We start from the raw sequence: 17,022 nt of genomic DNA on the forward strand, positions 1-17,022 counted from the left end.
TTAGTTCGGGTGTCGGCGCCAAGGGTTCCCTGCAACTCGAATTCCTCGTTCACTGGCATGCCGGCGCCTCCCTTCAGGACGGTTCACGGGCGCTTCAGGAATGTAGGCGGACGCCGTAGTCTGCAGACTCTCATTCCTGGCAATGCGCCAAAGCGCACCGGACATGCCGAGGATCAAGAACATGAACGCGGCGGCCATGGGAAAGCTCAGTGCGTCAAAGAACGCGAACATCACACCGCCCGCCGTCAGGGACGCCATCAGTGCAAAACTTAACTGCCTGACAAGCGGATCCGTCGACAGCCTCAGGGTACGAATTACACAATAGATCCCGCTGGCCACAAGCACAGCGAAAAGAATAAGGCCCAGGGCGCCAAGCTCAATGAGCAATAAAAGGTACTCGTTGTCGAGAATCCGGTAGCTGGGGAGAAACGTTCCAAGTCCCCTGCCAACTAATAGGTTCCGGCTTGCTAACTCAAACGCTGAGTCGTAACCGTTGGTTCGCGACTGGGTACTGGAATCTCCAGCAATGCCGGCAAACATGCCGCGGACCGTTCCCACCATGCCGGGCACCAGGAAGTACACCGCCAGGACACCCGCCGCTACGATGACCAGCGCACGGCGGCGGGCAGAACGCGACCAACCGGGCATAAGAATGATTAGCGCTGTCGCGGTTCCAATCAACGCCGACCTCGACACAGACAACACTGAGGCGCAGCCAATCAAACCGACCGACAGCCAGCGCAAAACGTTCCGTCCCTTCTCTTCACTCAAGGCCAGTGTTATTGCCAGTGGAAGTGACATGCAAAGGACCACGCCATACTCCAGCGGATGGGATGCGGTACCGGCCGCCCGCAGAAATCCCGATCGGTCCTGGATGTTGTCGAATCCTTCTCCGACAGCGAAGCCCGGGAGGTACAGGGAAGAGACAAACGACTGGCCTGTCCAGAACTGCAACAGTCCAAGGGCCGACATGAGTGTCCCGATGAGTGCGACGCGGCGCATGAGCACCAACAGCCTGTCGCGATCGACGATGCCGTCATGTGCAATAAGGAACAGGCCAGCCCAACTCAGTGCCTTCAACACTCCGCTGTCCGCCGTACGCGCCTCATCCGCTGGCAGGCCGGCAAGGTTATTCACGGCGTAACTGACCAGCACAACTCCCAGGAAGAGGGCCAGCCACCGACGTGCGGGCTGTGGCCAGATGACGCGCGGAATGGGTCGCTGGAGTTGCGACCATTCCCACCAGAGGACGGCACCAAGAAACCACACAACGCCGGGGCGTCCGAGCTGTCCGAGCGCTGAAATGCTCAGATAGGAAGGAATGGCGCAGGTGAGAACCATGCCAATGGTCAGGACGGTCACTGCGTCCCAACCTGCCGCCGGCTGGACGGAGAAATCACGCCCGCGTGGGACCTTCAGCTCACTCATGATGGTTCGTTCCGGGCGGAACGGGACCGGGTCCGCAGCATAACCAGCCGGTCGATTTCAAGGGCAGCCAGCGCCGTTAGGGCCAGCCCAACCATCGAGAGAGCCAGGAGCCCCTTGACTCGGCCCGTTTTACTGCTTCCCAGATCGACAATTTCGGGAGTTTCCGGCGACCGGTCAAGCGTGATGAAATCTTTCGCGGGCACTCCCTGCTCAGATTGCAGCTCCCGAGATGACACCTCAATCATGGTCAGCACGCGGTTCACGGTTTGGCGGACCTGGTCCGGGCTGCCGCCTACCACTTGGACGGCGAGGACGGGACGGGAATAGCTGACCGCCCACTGCGTTCCAGTGTTGGGAAGAGTGATTGAGTAGCCGTTTCGTACGCCGCTGCCATAGAGCGTGGCGTTGGACGAAGGCAGCTCAACCGGGGTTCCGTCCTGGCTGGCCCTGCGCTTGACAATTCCGGCAAAGCTGATCAGGGATGGCACCGCCGAATCCGAAACGTTCGCCACCGCACTCTCGCCAGGCTGTAGGAAGACCAAGTCTACGGACGCCCAGTACGTACGGCCCGCGTTTATCAGTAAAGAACAGACCAGGGCCGTCATCAACACGCCCACCAGGACCACCGCCCACCGGCGCAACATGACTCGGGCGAGGACTCCCACGGTCATGACAGTCCTCGCTCCGCCGCCAGCCTCACCACTGGCCTAACCCCTCGTCTTGGCTGTCGCGTGGTCGCGGGATTCCCAGAGGCTCTTAAGCCTGTTCACGGTGGGTCGCTCTCCTATTCCTCGGTGGGCGCGCCGGACGCCCGGGATGCTCACAGATTGGCCTGCCAGCTCGCGCCTCAACGCCCGGGCCAACAGGCGGCCATCGATGAGACCGGCCAACAGTATGCTCATGGCCACTCCACCGCCCGCAACGGCGACTACACTAACTGTCCGCGTCTTGGTGTCCTCGATCGGTGTGTCCTGCAGGACTAGTGGCATGAGCCCGATCCGGGCCTTTTCGGGGACGTTTTGTTCGTCCTGCATGGAAGTCAGCACGCCCGGGACCAGGGCCACCACGTCGCGAAGAGCAGCCGTCACGCGGTCGGGGTTGTCCCCTTCGACGGCGAGGCGGATGACGGAACCGCTGCTGCTTCGATCGGGCTCAGCAACGTAGGAGACACCCTGATGGGCACTGAGTATGGGCCCCGCGGTGTCGGGCCCGGACATTTCAACCGACAGAATGTCCAGGGCCTGGTTCATTCCCCCGAGAAACAGGAACGGGTTGCCTTCGGGGCCGACGGTGGAGCTCGGAGGCATGAGAACGAAGTTTCCCTGCGCACGGTAGGTGGCAGGGACCGTTTGTCTCACAAAAACACAGGCAGCAACCGTTACCAGAAGAAACAGCAGCACCAGATACCAGCGCCGCCATAGACCTGAAATAATGTCCCTCAACCACATTTCCAGTACCGCTCTCTGCTAATTTCCAGACAATAAGGCTAAATAGGGACGCACCGGCGGCGGTCAGTTTACCTCGTTGACTGCCCAGGATCTGGCTCTTTTGAGCGGACAACCAATGGTTGCATTGACCACCAAATTCTAAGGCTGTCAATCTTTTCACGGCCCGAAATTGCCTGAACTACAAACTTTGCCGCACTGCGCACGACATCCCTAATGCTTCTAATCGGACCCAGAATAAGATGATCGACAAGGAGATCGCCGACTGTTGGATTATTCAATTCTGTGAGCAGCCCCGGGAAATGGCTCGCATAATTTGCCGGCGGTACGCGACGCCCGTGCACGCGGTTGCTGACATTAGATTCATGAACTACCTGCAGCCAGGCCGGATCTCCATGGAGGTGGACCACGGGCATCGCTCGTCGGAGCCGATTGTGCCAATCGGCCCAACATGTCCGCGGATCAGCCCATGGAGACAACACCGAACAGAATGCATTGTCTTCGTCCGTCCGCACATACGTCGAATCGTGTGTCCTGATCAAGCCATTGACCAGATAGATGGCCCTGGCCCCGCTAGTTGGGGCGACCGACCGGAGTCTTTCGATGAAATCGGTGGCCAGGCCATCGTCATTGTCCAAATTCGTGGTGAGAAGAAATTCACCGCGCCGGCCGAGCGCGGTCTCAATGTCCTCGATAAGTTGCGTACTGGAGACTTCCGCACGAAGAACGGGGATGAACAATCCATCGGCGCTGAGCACGCGAACCCGATCCATCAGCCAAGCAGGACTGTCAGGATCAAAATAGATAATCCAGCAAGACGGCCTGCAACTCTGGCTGCGCACCGACGGCAGGCAGTACGCCTCAAAAAGTTCGAGTCGTTCGCGGAGCCAACCGTGTTTGGCTCTGACCAGGCTCTCGTAACCGCGGGACGGAAGGTTGAAGCGCGTCAGCAGAACATGGTCCACACTCATCGCTTCCAAAGCATTCATTCCTGTACACCTTTTTCTGAGATGTCCGCCCTTCGCTACCCCGCGGATCTGTAATCCACGGACGGGCTATGTCCTGCCGGTCATTCCCTATCCACGGTAGGTCGGCAGGAAATTCGCCACCAGCCCAGCCCGGGAATCATGTGGGTAGCCGCAGCTGCCTTGTGGTGTGGCGCCCTGCACCACAATTTCTCAGCGACGGGAGGCCAAAGCCTTGCTTCAATGCCTCCGGGTGGAGCAGTATGCCACTAAAACCCACGAAGCTGGGATCCGCTCACGTCGCAAGGCAGGTTAATGAGAGCAGGCATGAGTACTTTCTGTGGTGGGGAAGCCACGCACTTTGTTCTGACCCGTTTTAACGTCCGCAATTTCTACCACTGGGCCGAGCCAACAGACGAATGGCTGCTCGCGCGTCTGGAACTGTTCCAGCGGTACTGCACGCCCTGCTTTGGGGCCCAGTCTGTGCAGAGCTTCCATTGGATTGTCTTTCTTGACTCCGAAACCCCCGCCTGGTTCCAGAACAGAATAAGTGACATTGCCCAGGGACTCTTCGAGCCGGTTTATGTAGACGGGGCGTTCACCAAGGAATTGTTGACCAGGACCATAGCGGAACGATGCTCAACGAGATATGCCGTCACGACACGCGTGGACAATGACGACGCTGTCTCCTTTGACTTTGTTGAATGTATCCAGTCCTACTTTGATCGCCAGGATCTGACCTTCGTCAATCTGGTCAATGGGGCACAGTATTCAAACGGAAAACTATATCTTCGCCCCTACACAAAGAATCCGTTTTCCAGTCTGATCGAGGATGTTTCCGACCGAAAACCGGTCACGGTATTTGCCGAACACCATTATCGCATCGACCAATACGCCCCTGTACTGAATGTCCGGACGAATCACCCCATGTGGTTGCAGGTCATCCACGGCGGAAACGTGCTCAACGAAATCGTCGGACTGCGGGCTTCCGGTCGAAGGATAGCCGGGTTCTTCCCATGTTCCCTCGACATTCATGACTCCCTGCTGGACCTGGCGGTGGATGGCGTGGTTGGGTCGGTGAGAATCGCGATTCGCCTCATGCGCAGGCCGCGCCGCTTTGTGGAATTGTCCCGGACCATGCGGGCGCGGAAGGGCTTCCTCGGAGCTCGGCGCTAACCCCCGGTCGGGCACTAACCTCCTTCACCCGGCGCCCGCCCTCGACGGGCTAACGCCTGGAGGTTTCATCACGTTCCCAACGGCGCCGGCCTCGGCGAAATGGAATCCTGCCGGCGAGGGCGAACACAACGTAGCAGGACGCGTCGACGGCAGAGGCCGGGCCGCGGACCGACTTGGCCAACTCCCGCAGGGTCACGGCAGTATGTGAACCCGCAGGACCATGGAGTTCGCTGTTTCCCCGGTACACCCTCCTCAGAGTGGCAAGAAGTGCCCCGGTGGATCGCGGCGTTCGCACTTCCACCGGCTCGCATCGGATCACTACTTTCTCCGCGGGCCCATACAGGCGGTCGATGTAGCAGTCGTCAGAGGTCACATCCGGAAATTCAGCCAGCCTCTCATGGCCCTTCAGGTTCAGCCCGTATACACCTGCCCCCCACATCGACTCGGACGCTTGGGGAAGGCGGTTGCGCGCCCTGTAGTAGGCCCGTACCGGCCAAGACGCGCCGTGTGTGTCATAACGGAACGACGGTCGGGCACAGAGAACTCCGTTGCTGTCTGACAAGCTTGCGAGGGTGGCACACAGCGCTCCAAGGGGAAGCACAATGTCCGCGTCCAGGTAGAGCCTTGGCCATCTCGTCGCCTCCCGGTCTCCGGCATTGAGGGCACCTGTCTTGGAGGCTTGCGGCAGTTCCACAACACGCACCCCGGGAAAGGAGCGCGCCACGTCCGCAGTGGCATCAGTGCAGCAATTGCAGGCCACGACTACTTCCACCGCACCGCTGGCGATTGGACCTGCCAGTGCGGCCAGCGTCCTCCGAATCACGGCCGCTTCATTGTGCGCCGGAATAATCACAGCCCCAGGCGGGATACTTTCCGCCTTTATCTCAAGCTCCACAGTGCGCTGCATCCGCGGTAGTCGGTCCCAGCCCTTGCGTCGCAGGACACTGAGGAAGACCTGGCTGCGCCCTGGCAGGGGCGAACGTAGAAAGGCTGAGAGCAAGACCGCGGAATGGAAGGCTGCGGCATAATGGGATGAGTTGAACTTGCGAACATATCTGATCTTGTTGACTGCCATAAGGGCATCGAGCATGGGGGACGTGCCGGACCCTCCGCGACTGTGCCGCATGCGGGCCCGGGGTTCGAACCACACGGTGGCACCTGCTGCCCTGATGCGTCGCAGATAATCGGTCTCCTCTGAATAGAGGAAATACCGCTCGTCCCATTCGCCTACCAGCCCAACGATGTCAGCCCTGATCAGGAGAGCCGCTCCTGTTGCCCAGTCCACGGTGTGGGACTGGCGGTAGCTGTCGGCGTCGTAATCCATCTCCGACAGCCAGCCGGGACGTCCGGGCAGCTTGCTTCCCAAGAGTGCGTCACCAAAGGCCCTGGTGATGCTTGGCTCACGGCGCAGGGAGGGGTATATGGATCCGTCATCGTCCACCAGCAGGGGGACCACGGCTCCTGCGCCCGAAGCGGCCATTTTCTCCCTCATGGCCCGCACCGCGCCAGGCTGGAGGCGCATGTCGGGATTCAGCACCAGAAACGCGTCGGCGGCACCGGCCCGCCTGGTGGCGGCATTGATGCCGCCGGCATATCCCAGGTTTCCGCCGGTTCGAAAGACCAGGATGTCGTCACAGGGGGCCAGCGCCAGCAAAGTGGACCGAGTCGGGGAATTGTCAGCCACGATAACCTTGATGGTCTGGTCCCGCGTCTCCTGCCGGAGGCTCTCAATCAGAATGGGGACATCGTGTTCATTGTTGTAGGTCACCACTAAAACAGCCACATCAGTGTGTTCTGTAAGGGGCGAAAAACGCGCCGGATACGCCATGGCACCTAACCTTTCGACATGATGCCGGTCATCGTGAAAACGGCATTTGGAGCGGCTTTGTAGGTTGTTTCCGCGTTTATCAAGGCAGTTGCCTGACCGGCCTCCATATTGCGGTTGCGGTCCGTTTCGTACGTTGAGAGCTGGACCGTTTGTGGTAATCCAGGGAGGGTGAAGGTTACCTCTGCCATCTGGTCTGAACTGTTGTAGCCAAATAATGTGATGCGGCCCGATGACTTGTCGTAAAAGGCAGCAATGCGGCAATCCGGATGATTCGTTGCGGCGCTAATCCGGACGGCGTTCCTCGGGATGTACTGGATGAGTTGGCGGAGGACGAAGTAGGTCTTGCGCGGGGCATACTTTCCCGTCGCCTCGTCGTAGGCCAGCAGGCCCCAGAAGCCCATGCTTTCGTGGTGCTCGTAGTATCCGTCCCAAGCATCGTATTGTTGTAGCCCGGAGGCACCCTGTTCGATGAGGCTGAGCGCCTGCGCCGCTGATGAGGCCGCGGAGGACCAGTCGGTGGGATTGGGGGCACCTGAGTCGCAGCCGGGGCACGGCCCGGCGTATTCCGTCACCCAGAAGTCGGGTTCTTCAGCCGGACCCGGTTGGCTCCCCGTCTGCCGGATAGCGTCTGCCGTCCCCGCTGCCCCGCCGTCATAGCTGTGGATTGCGAAGTGTGCCAGCCGAGACATGACCAACGCGTCCTTCTCAAGCTCAGGAAGGTAGTCCTGCACAGCCCTGGACGCGGATGCCGTATCCGGTCCAACGAGGCGCATGTCGGAAAGTCCCAATTCGTCCAGGCGCAGGATTAGTTTTCGAAGAAGCCTCGTGTACTGCTCCGGCCCCACTTGGGGACCCTCGATGCCGTTCCAGTCGGACTCGTTCAAGGGCCCCAAAAGGGTGAAGTCGACCCCACGGACAGACCGGCCGTAGGCCACCATGGATGCGATCATCCGCACCCATTGGTCCTCCTTGTTTTCTTCGATCTGCGTGCCACCCATCCATGGGGGCACCCCGCCCATGACGTTGACCATGACCTCTTGGCCTGGTTTGGAATTGATGTAGCCGATGGTGTCCCAGAGGTCCGCCATCTTTCCGGTTTCGTAGATGGAGGTGTATCTGCCCCAATCGATTACCTGGGGATTGTCAGGGTTCTCCTCAACTTCCCAGTCGGCTCTGTCGATGATGACGCGCCAGGTCACATCGCCCAACTCCGCAATCCGGTCGATGGCCGGTTTGAGTTCCCCATCGTGCCAGCTGTGAACGTTGGCATTGACCCCAAGCCCGGTCATGACCTGCTGGTGGTTTGGCCAGGAATCTGACGCTGCCGGGCCGAGGGCAGCGGAGGCGTGCTGCGAGGGTCCGGACGTGGACTCCCGCACCGTTGCACGCACGACTGGATCACTGGCATCGGAACATGCCGTGCAAAGAGCAAGAATGCACGCCGTCGCTGCGGCGAGGGACTTTCTGGCCAGCCTCATCACCTCGCCCCCGCTCCCCGTTGCCTACGAACGGTTGAAGACAACGTCTACCCAGTAGTTGGTGCTTCTAAAGCTGTCCGTTGGGAAGCCTGATGAACCGTAACGGTAGACGCCGTTGGCTCCGTCCACACCGCTGGCGAGGCCGTGCAGCGGCGCATTGTCGGCTGAGCTGCCGAAGTAGTCCCGGGTTGACGAGTAATACCCGATCGGCGCGTAGTAGGACACGATGTACGTGGTGCCAGCGGCGATGGCTACTGGTGTGGAGAACATGGCTTGCTGCCAGCCGGATCCCGTCTCGCCCGTGAATGTCACGCTGGCCAAAAGCGTCCCGGTTGAGGACCACAAGTGTCCGGTATGGGTACCAACGTTCGAACTGCCCTTGAAGAACCGGACACCGGTCACTGTGCCGGCAACGTCGGAGCGGAACTTCATCCCCACTTCGATCGCCTTCCTGTCGTTCGTGTTCACCGCGGAGGGGACACTTGCTGGGCTGAAGACGCTGCACGGACAGGCTGAAGGGGGGGCCTTCGTGGTGAAAGTCCACGTGAATGGAGCGCTCATTGCGGCCCCGTCCGCGTTCGTGGCGCCGCTTACGACTGCTGTGTACGTGGTGCTGAACGCAAGGGCTGAGGCCGGCAGGAACGTTGATGTATTGGTCGCCGCGTCGTATGACGCCGAACCGGTTATTGGCGTTCCTGCGGCATCTTTGAGACTGAATGCTATTGAAACTGCCCTGACGGACTGGTTGAAGGTTGCCGTAGGTTTGACCGATTCGGAGACAGCCGTTGCGTTGTTGGCCGGGAAAACGGCGGTCACGGCCGGGGCAGCTCCTGCCGTGCTGGCGTTGAAGACCACGTCCACCCAGTAGTTGGAACTATTCCAGCTGTCCGTGGGGAAGGCGCTGGCACCGTATCGGAACACACCGTTCGGGCCGTCGGTCCCGGACGCCAGGCCATGTAGTGGTCCACGGTCTGCCGACGAAGAGAAGTACCCGCTGCTTGAGGAATAGAAACCGTCCGGCGCGAAGTAGGAGACAACGTATGTCGTGTTTGCGGCAATAGGGATTGGCGATGAGAAGAGAGCCTGCTGCCAGCCGGAAGCGGTTTCTCCCGCGAAGGTAACGGAGGCCAGCAGTGCGCCGGTGGCTGACCACAGGTGTCCCGTGTGGGCGCCCGTGTTGGAGCTGCCCTTGTAGAAGCGGACACCGCTGACGGTGCCTGCCGTGTCCGAGCGGAACTTCATGCCAAGCTCCACAGCATTGGCGTCATCGTTGGAAACCGTTGCGGGGACCGCGTCCGGACTGAATACCGTGCATGGACACGCGCCGGGCGCGGCCGCCGTCGTGAACGTCCACGAGTAGGGTGCTGCCATTGTTTGACCGGACGAGTTCTTGGCACCGCTGACCGTGGCAGTGTGGACGGTGCTGAACGCGAGTGCGGCATTCGGCGTAAAGGTTGCCGTAAGTGTTGCGGCGTCGTAAGCGACCGTGCCCGGAACTTCAACGTTGGCGGCATCCCTTACGCTGAAAGTGACCGAAGAAGCCGTGACGGCCTGGTTGAACGTTGCCGTGGGCGCAGCTGTGGGCGCCACGCCAGTCTCATTGTTAGCGGGAGTCGCCGACGAGACAGCCGGGAGTATGGCCGCCGCTGTGGTGGTGAATGCCCAGATGTACGGTGCTGCCATCGCCTGCCCACCTGTGTTCGTTGCTCCGCTGACCGTCGCCGTATACGTGGTGTTGTAGCTCAGGGCGGCGGACGGCATGAATGTGGCAGTGTTCGCGGCGGGGGCATAGTTGGTGGTTCCCGGCACGGTTGCGTTGGCCGCATCCTTCAGGGTGAAAACGACGGAGGATGCTGCCACTGGCTGGTTGAAAGACGCGGCGGGCGCCACGTCCACGGGGACGCCGGTGGCATTACCTGCCGGTGCGGTGGACGCCACGGCAGGCGGTGTGCTGGGCGGCGTGGTACTAAACACGACGTCCACCCAGTAATTGGTGTTGTTGTAGCTGTCCGTGGGGAAGCCCGATGCCCCGTAGCGGAAGACGCCGTTCGGCCCGTCAATGCCGGAGGCCAGGCCGTGCAGGGGAGCCATGTCTGCAGAGTTACCGAAGAACCCGCTATTCGCCGCGTAGTGGCCGTTTGGTGCCTGATAAGACACCGTGTATGTCGTGTTAGCGGCAATACTCACGGGAGTCGAGAAGTCTGCCTGCTGCCAGCCAGAGGCAGTTTCGCCGGCAAAGGTCACCGAGGCAAGCAGCGACCCGGTGCTGGACCAAAGATGCCCCGTATGTGTACCTGTGTTGGACGATCCCTTATAGAAACGGACTCCAGTGACGGTGCCTGCAACGTCGGCCCGGAACTTCATGCCCAGCTCGACAGAATTGGAATCGCTGTCGGCCGGCACGGCCGGAACTGACGTTGGGCTGAACACGGTGCAGGGGCAGGCCGCCGGTGCAGCGGCGGTCGCGAACGTCCAGGAGTACGGTGCCTGCATTGACTGCCCGGACGCGTTGGTGGCACCGCTGACTGTGGCCGTGTAAGTGGAACCATAGGCCAGTGCCGCGGCCGGCGTGAATGTGGACGTGTTGGACGACGTGTCATAGGTTGCCGAACCGTTCACAGTGGCTCCGGACGCGTCCTTCAGCCCGAAGGCAACCGAAGACCCGACCACCGCCTGGTTGAACGTGACTGTCGGTTTCACAGCGACCGCGGCGCCGCTGGAATTGGCGACAGGCGTAACGGAGAACACCGCAGGACCAGCCGGTGCCGATGCTGTTGTGAACGTCCACGAATATGGCGCCGCCATCACTTGACCTGCCGAGTTAGTGGCGCCGCTGGCTGCAGCCGTGAAGACCGTTCCGTATGCCAGAGGAGTCGCTGGTGTGAAAGTCGACGTGTTGGTGGCCGCGTCATATGTCAGTGACCCTGCCACGGAGGCACCGGCGGCGGTCTTTAGAGTAAAGGCGACCGATGAACCAGTAATGGCCTGGTTGAATGTCACCGAGGGCTTGGCTTCCACGGCCACACCGGCGGCATTATTCGCCGGGGACACGGATGACACGGCGGGAGCCACGGTCCCTGAGGCCGTGAACGCTACATCTACCCAGTAGTATTCCGCGTCGTAGAGCTGATCGGGAAAACTGGACGATGATGAGTATCGGTAGAAGCCGTTGGGGGAACCAGGAAGACTCCGTGTGAAATGCAGCGGAGCGCTGTCAACCAGGTTTCGTCCCCCAGACGGCGATGGGTTGTTATAGAAGTAGCCAACGTCCTGTGAATAATGTCCTGCCGGTGCAAAGTAGGACACCACGTATCGCGTGTTCGCCGTGACGGTTAGCGGGGGTGTCAAAGTTGCGGTTTGCCAGCCCGTTGCCGTTTCCCCGGCGAAGGTGACACTTGCGAGGCGCTGCCCGGATTCACTCCAGATGTTGCCAACGTGGGTTCCGGTGTTCTTTGCAGATTTGTAAAACCGTATCGCGTCAATGGTTCCGGACACTTCGGAGTAGAACTTCGCCCCTACTTCAATAGAGCCGGGGTCGCCCTCGTCCACAAGAGTGGGAGTGGTGTTCCGGCCCACCAGGGAACACGGGCAGGGAATATTCACCATCACATTGGAGGACCCGGCTTCGAGGTTGCCGCTGTCGTCCACCGCCCTGGACCTGAGGACTGAAGAAGGGCTGCCGTGGGCGTTCCATGTGTACGTCCAGCTGGTGGTTCCATTGGCGCGGCGCCACGTTGCTCCGCCGTCCGTCGATACCTCCACCCCGGCGACGGTCCCGCCTATGTCGGTGGCCGTCCCGGATACCGTCACGAGCGTCCCGTCGGTGACCGTTGCCCCGGATGCCGGCGAGGTGATGGCGGACGTCGGAGCCGTCACGTCGGCCGATTGCTGTGCTGTTGTGAGGCCGGTCATGATGGTAGCCGGCTGGAAACCCATGTCGGCAAAAAGATTGACCGTTGCCTGCTGCATATTGCGGTCCACGTTTTTACCGGTGGTATAGGCGTCCAGCCCCCATGACCACTGAACCGTGCCGGCGCCGAACACCAGTGCCCCGCTGCCCGCTTTGTACATGGTCAGGTTATGGGTTGCCGCCTGGCTGCCCGTGGTGTGTGACCCGTAGTCCGTAAAGATCTCGGCGGATGTGCTGTTCGTCTGGGAAAGGCGAAACGTGCCTGCCGGGCGGAAGCCATTGTCGGCATCAATGTCCCACTCGTAGCCCAGGGTCCCCAGGCCGGCCCCCAAGGTAACGGACGCACCGTTTGCCATGGAGGGAATGGAAGTTCCGCGCCACAGCCGGAGTTGCTTGAAAGTGGAGGGCACCACGATGTCGGTCGTTCCCGAGTTCACCAGGAACAGCTGGCCAGTCACCGAGTTTTCAGGATTTCCGCCGCCTGTGGCGGTGCCATATCGCGGATCGCGCCAGGTTCCGGTCCAGGTCAGGGGATCGGTGGGGCCATCGAAGTGTGTGTCCTTGTACGAAACCAGCGTCCGGCCTGGCGTGTTGGTGCCATCAGAGCTGGGCTCCCACCGCGTCTTCCAAAACATTTCGTTGCCACTGAAGAAGGCCAAATGCACGCCGGCATCCCGGGCGGCCTCAACGTTGGCGCGCTGGTCTGCAGACCAATACTCATCGTGGCCTACAGAAAGAAATGCCTTATGGTTCAGCAGCAGCGACGCCTTGGTGGAGACATCCAGCCCGCTCATGTAGCTGATGTCGTACCCGTTCGCCTCCATGAAGCGGATCATGGGGTATTCGGCGTACATCAGCCAGCTCCGGCCCTGATCGTCCAGCGCCGAGTTGAACGGCCGGTTGTATGACACTTTAAAGGCTGACTTGTAAGCCTGCGGGTTCCCCGGCGGGCATGCCACGGTGCAGCTGTACAGGCTGTTGCCGCCGTACGTGTTGTAAGCCTGCCACGTGGTGTCAGAGGTCTGGAACAACACTGCGGAGTGTGCGGCGTCGTCCCGGACGACGAACGGAATAACACTCGCCGCGCTGTTGTCCGTGCGGACGAGCCGGGCGAGGTAAACCCCTGACACTGCGGCCGCGGGCACCGTCCAGGACGCTGAAACGGCCCAGTTTCCGCAATCAATCAGGCCGGTGTCAGAGAACGTGGCACAGTTCGGCTGGGACTGTGGCAGCGGTACGGAGGGAAGAATGTTGGCAGCAATCTTGCGCGCTCCGAGGCCCTGATAGTAGCCAAGTCGGTAAATATCTATCCGGTATGCCGAAGCCGTGGTCTTGACCTTGAACGCTACGGCCTGGCCGACATTGACGCTCATTGATGTGGCATAGCCTTGGATGGTGCTGTTTCCGGCACCGGCAACCTGCCACTCGGACGGAGGGCTTCCGGGTAGGGTATTCTCGCAGGCCACCCTGCTGGTCATGGGAGCATCACATGGGCCGGCGGCGCGGGCGGGAGAAAGCACGGACGGGTCGGCCGAGACCGAAAGCGTGGAGGCAATTAACGCGAGGATCAGCGCGGGGACTCCCTGTTTGAGGATCCGCCGGGAGAACCATCCAGGTGCAGACTTCATTTTCGGCTCCATACTCCGGTCACAGCCACGCAGCGGCCGGAACCGGGGTCTGCGCTCCCCTGTCCTTGCCAACGGCACCGGATTCCCGGAACCTGCTGTCGCGTTCAGTCTTTTGTCGTCGGTGTCCTGCAGGTTTCGAGACGCTGGGTCTTTCCGCCATCCGGCCCGGAACCACGGGCCGCATGCCCCGGGGGCATCCGTCGTGTCCACCGTAGGGTGAGCCGACGGCATCCACTAGGCGTTCCCGCCGACATTGTGGCTACCCGCACCAGCATTGTGGTGCAGAAAATTCGGTTCCAGGCAGCACCGCCCCTGGTGTACTTGCCGTGTCCGACTGGCCAACGTTACGACTCGTCCCCGGACACAAGCGTCGACCTGCCAGCCGCTGAGGAGTCCACCGGCACCGAATGACGCGGGGGTACCAGGGGGGCCACCCGCTGAGACTGTCCCGGGCCCCGCGAGCGGAAGCTCCGCAGCCGGCCACGCAGCAGAATCGGCAAAGGGGGAAGCACGACGGCGGGTGTGAGGTCAGCCGGTTTGACCGGAGCCAGGCTAGCCACTTCCTCAAGCACACCGCCGCCACCGCCAGGCAACTCCAGGACCCTGCCCAGGCCCCTGCTAAGGATTTCCTGGGCAAAGGACTCTTGGTGATCATCCACATGCTCACCGTGGCGCGACGACCGCACGGCCAGGACAGGCACGGAACCGTTGTCCAGTGCCTGCAGGACAGAACCCACGCCCGCGTGGCACACAAATGCATCGGCCTCCCGTATGAGTTGACCCATTTCAACCCACGGCAGTTCACTGTGTGCCACCCCCGGTAGGTCATCGCGGGCAGTTGCACCCAATTGCCACGTCACCGAACAGGCTTGAGGCAGCATCGCCTTCACGGCATCAACGGCACGGTCAAAACGGTACGGCTGAATGGTTCCGAGGCTCACGAGCACCTTACTGACCGGCTCGTTGCCGTCCCGGGGCCGGACTTCCCAGTTATCCAAAACAGAGCCGGCGTATTTCCATCGGTCATTGGCCCAGCGTTCATATTGGGTGTAGGTCTGGACTGCAGGGAACAAGGACAGGAGACGACCGGTGGTGGAAGCCGCATGGGTTCTCGCCAAGCTCTCCACATAGAGTGATTTGGCGCCCATAGCGGAAGCGAGCGGCAAAAAGGACACGGCAACAGCGGCACCGGTGCTCACCACGTACCGGTAGGACCCGCTTCGAAGAATCTTGTAGGCAGTCACAAGGGCACGCAGCGTACCCAGCGCGTCCCGCGTACCAACAGCGGGAATGAAGTTCACATTTCTTCCTGCGAGCATGGACCGGGCCTGGGGTGTGTCAAAGGTGACCCACAGTGACCCCGGATCCAGATCCGGATACAGGTCGGCGATCTTTTTTAGTTCGGCCAGATGTCCGCCACATGACGATACCCACAGGACACGGCTGCCCGCTTCCATCAGACCACCCAGTGTGGCCGTCATGATCTTCCGGTCCCAACGCGGGCGGAAAGAAAATCGGTATGGAATAATCCACGTGCAGACTTCATCTTCGGCTCCATCAGTCGCGGCACAACCACGCAGCGGCAAGATCCGGGGTCTGCACTCCCCTGCCTTGCCAGCGGCACCGGCTTCCCGGCACCTGACTGTCGCGTTCAGTTAGTTGTTACCGGTGTCCTGCGGGTGTCAAGACTTCATGCGGCCCGGAACCACGGACCGCATGCCCACGGGGCATCCGTTGGGTCAACCGTAGGCGCGGGCCAACCACGCCACTAGGCGACGAGGGTATCTATGTGGCTATCCGCACCAGCTTTGTGGTGCGGCTTCAGGAAGAGCGAAGCGCTACGCCGCCGTCCGGAAGAACAGCTCCGTGACCGCCGCCAGCCGGCGCGGGTCGTCAACACCGCAGAGCTCTCGGGCGGAGTGCATCGAGAGCAGGGGCACGCCGACGTCGACAGTTCGGATTCCGAGGCGAGTTGCGGTCAGTGGCCCGATGGTGGAGCCGCAGGGCATCACGTTGTTGGACACGAATTCCTGGTACGGCACCTTCGCTTCACCGCAGAGCCGCGCCCACAACGCCGCGCCGGCGGCGTCGGTGGCGTAGCGCTGGTTGGCGTTGATCTTCAGCAGCGGGCCGCCGTTGAGGACCGGGTGGTTGGCGGGATCGTGACGTTCGGGATAGTTGGGGTGCACGGCGTGGCCTGCGTCCGCTGACACACAGAACGACGCCGACAACGCCTGCCGCCGCTGGCTCACCGTGGCGCCGAGGCCGTCGGAGATCCGCACCAGCACGTCTTCGAGGACGGGTCCGCACGCCCCGGAGCGGGAGTTGGAGCCGATTTCCTCGTGGTCGAAGGCCGCCAGGACGGCGATCGGTGCACCCGCGCCAGCATCCGCCCCCGCCCCCGCAGCCGCGTGCGCGATCAGCGCCACCAGCCCCGCGTGCGTCGCCGACAGGTTGTCCAGCCGCCCGGACGCGAAGAACTCACTGTTGGCCCCGAATACCGCAGGTGCCTGCGTGTCCGCTATGACGACGTCGTACCCGCCGATCCGGGCGGCATCAACCGAAACGCCCGGCACATGGGACGCCAGGACACCGAGCAGGTCAAAATCGGCTGGACTTCCTAGTCCCCACACGGGGTTCATGTGCCGCTGCTTGTCCAGCGTCAGGCCGTCGTTCACGGCGCGGTCCAGGTGGATGGCAAGCTGCGGAAATCGTAAAAGAGGGCCGGTTGCCGTGAGATGCTGGGTGCCGTCCAGCATAACCAGCCGGCCCGCCAGCTGCAGTTCACGGTCCAGCCATGAGTTCAGGAGCGGCCCGCCGTACACTTCCACGCCGGCCTGCAGCCAACCGAATGCGCCCGTGGTGGGCTTGGGCTTCAGCTTGAAGGAGGGCGAATCCGTGTGCGCGCCCAGGATGTTGAATCCGGTGGTGGGTCCGGCGCCCTCGGGCACCACCCACGCAATCAGCGCGCCGTCGCGGACCATGTAGAAGGAACCCGCGCCGCCGGACCAGGGCTCGCGCTCGTCCAGGCCGGTGAATCCCGCCTCGTCCAGCCTGCGTGCGGCCTCGTGGACGGCGTGGAAGCTCGACGGCGATGCGCTGACGTAGGCGCCCAGGTCGCGGATGTGGTCTGCGGCGGCGGAAGGTGAAGGCATGGTTCCGAG

10 protein-coding genes are annotated in these 17,022 nt (G+C 61.6%); 1 reads left to right on the forward strand and 9 read right to left on the reverse strand.

Annotated features, from left to right (window positions below; all coding sequences use genetic code 11):
• The 4 genes from NQJ30_RS08210 to NQJ30_RS08225 form a co-directional block, all read right to left on the reverse strand.
• The gene (locus NQJ30_RS08210) at positions 1-1,428 is read right to left on the reverse strand and encodes an O-antigen ligase family protein (protein ID WP_255769399.1); all 1,428 of its coding nucleotides are present in this window, start codon (positions 1,426-1,428) and stop codon (positions 1-3) included.
• Complete coding sequence (locus tag NQJ30_RS08215) at positions 1,425-2,099, reverse strand: hypothetical protein (protein ID WP_255769400.1); 675 nt, start codon at positions 2,097-2,099, stop codon at positions 1,425-1,427. The genes NQJ30_RS08210 and NQJ30_RS08215 overlap by 4 nt, the downstream gene beginning before the upstream one ends.
• A 36-nt stretch (positions 2,100-2,135) precedes the next feature.
• Positions 2,136-2,735: a hypothetical protein gene (locus tag NQJ30_RS08220; protein ID WP_255769401.1), complete on the reverse strand. Its 600-nt coding sequence runs from the start codon at positions 2,733-2,735 to the stop codon at positions 2,136-2,138.
• Positions 2,736-2,944: 209 nt separating this feature from the next.
• Positions 2,945-3,862 carry a glycosyltransferase gene (locus tag NQJ30_RS08225; RefSeq protein WP_255769402.1) on the reverse strand — a complete coding sequence of 306 codons (918 nt, stop codon included), beginning with the start codon at positions 3,860-3,862 and terminating at the stop codon, positions 2,945-2,947.
• Between the two features lie 291 nt (positions 3,863-4,153).
• On the opposite strand from NQJ30_RS08225, the gene NQJ30_RS08230 reads away from it, so the two are divergent.
• Positions 4,154-5,014: a glycosyltransferase gene (locus tag NQJ30_RS08230; RefSeq protein WP_255769403.1), complete on the forward strand. Its 861-nt coding sequence runs from the start codon at positions 4,154-4,156 to the stop codon at positions 5,012-5,014.
• 49 nt (positions 5,015-5,063) lie between these two features.
• Here the strand turns inward: NQJ30_RS08230 and NQJ30_RS08235 are convergent, their stop codons facing one another.
• From NQJ30_RS08235 to NQJ30_RS08255, 5 genes are all read right to left on the reverse strand, one after another.
• Positions 5,064-6,797, reverse strand: coding sequence for a glycosyltransferase (locus tag NQJ30_RS08235; protein WP_255769404.1), 1,734 nt, complete (start codon positions 6,795-6,797; stop codon positions 5,064-5,066).
• Positions 6,798-6,847: 50 nt separating this feature from the next.
• Positions 6,848-8,233 (reverse strand): glycosyl hydrolase, encoded by a 1,386-nt coding sequence (locus tag NQJ30_RS08240; RefSeq protein WP_255769405.1) that lies wholly within the window; start codon positions 8,231-8,233, stop codon positions 6,848-6,850.
• Between the two features lie 111 nt (positions 8,234-8,344).
• Positions 8,345-13,858, reverse strand: a complete 5,514-nt coding sequence (locus tag NQJ30_RS08245) for a DUF4082 domain-containing protein (RefSeq protein ID WP_255769406.1) — start codon at positions 13,856-13,858, stop codon at positions 8,345-8,347.
• A gap of 344 nt (positions 13,859-14,202) precedes the next feature.
• Complete coding sequence (locus NQJ30_RS08250; protein ID WP_255769407.1) at positions 14,203-15,339, reverse strand: glycosyltransferase; 1,137 nt, start codon at positions 15,337-15,339, stop codon at positions 14,203-14,205.
• A 357-nt stretch (positions 15,340-15,696) separates the two neighbouring features.
• The gene (locus tag NQJ30_RS08255) at positions 15,697-17,013 is read right to left on the reverse strand and encodes a M18 family aminopeptidase (protein WP_255769408.1); all 1,317 of its coding nucleotides are present in this window, start codon (positions 17,011-17,013) and stop codon (positions 15,697-15,699) included.
• Between the last annotated feature and the right edge of the window lie 9 nt (positions 17,014-17,022).

Origin of the sequence: Pseudarthrobacter sulfonivorans, assembly GCF_024391045.1 — a bacterium.
GTDB lineage: Bacteria > Actinomycetota > Actinomycetes > Actinomycetales > Micrococcaceae > Arthrobacter > Arthrobacter sulfonivorans_B.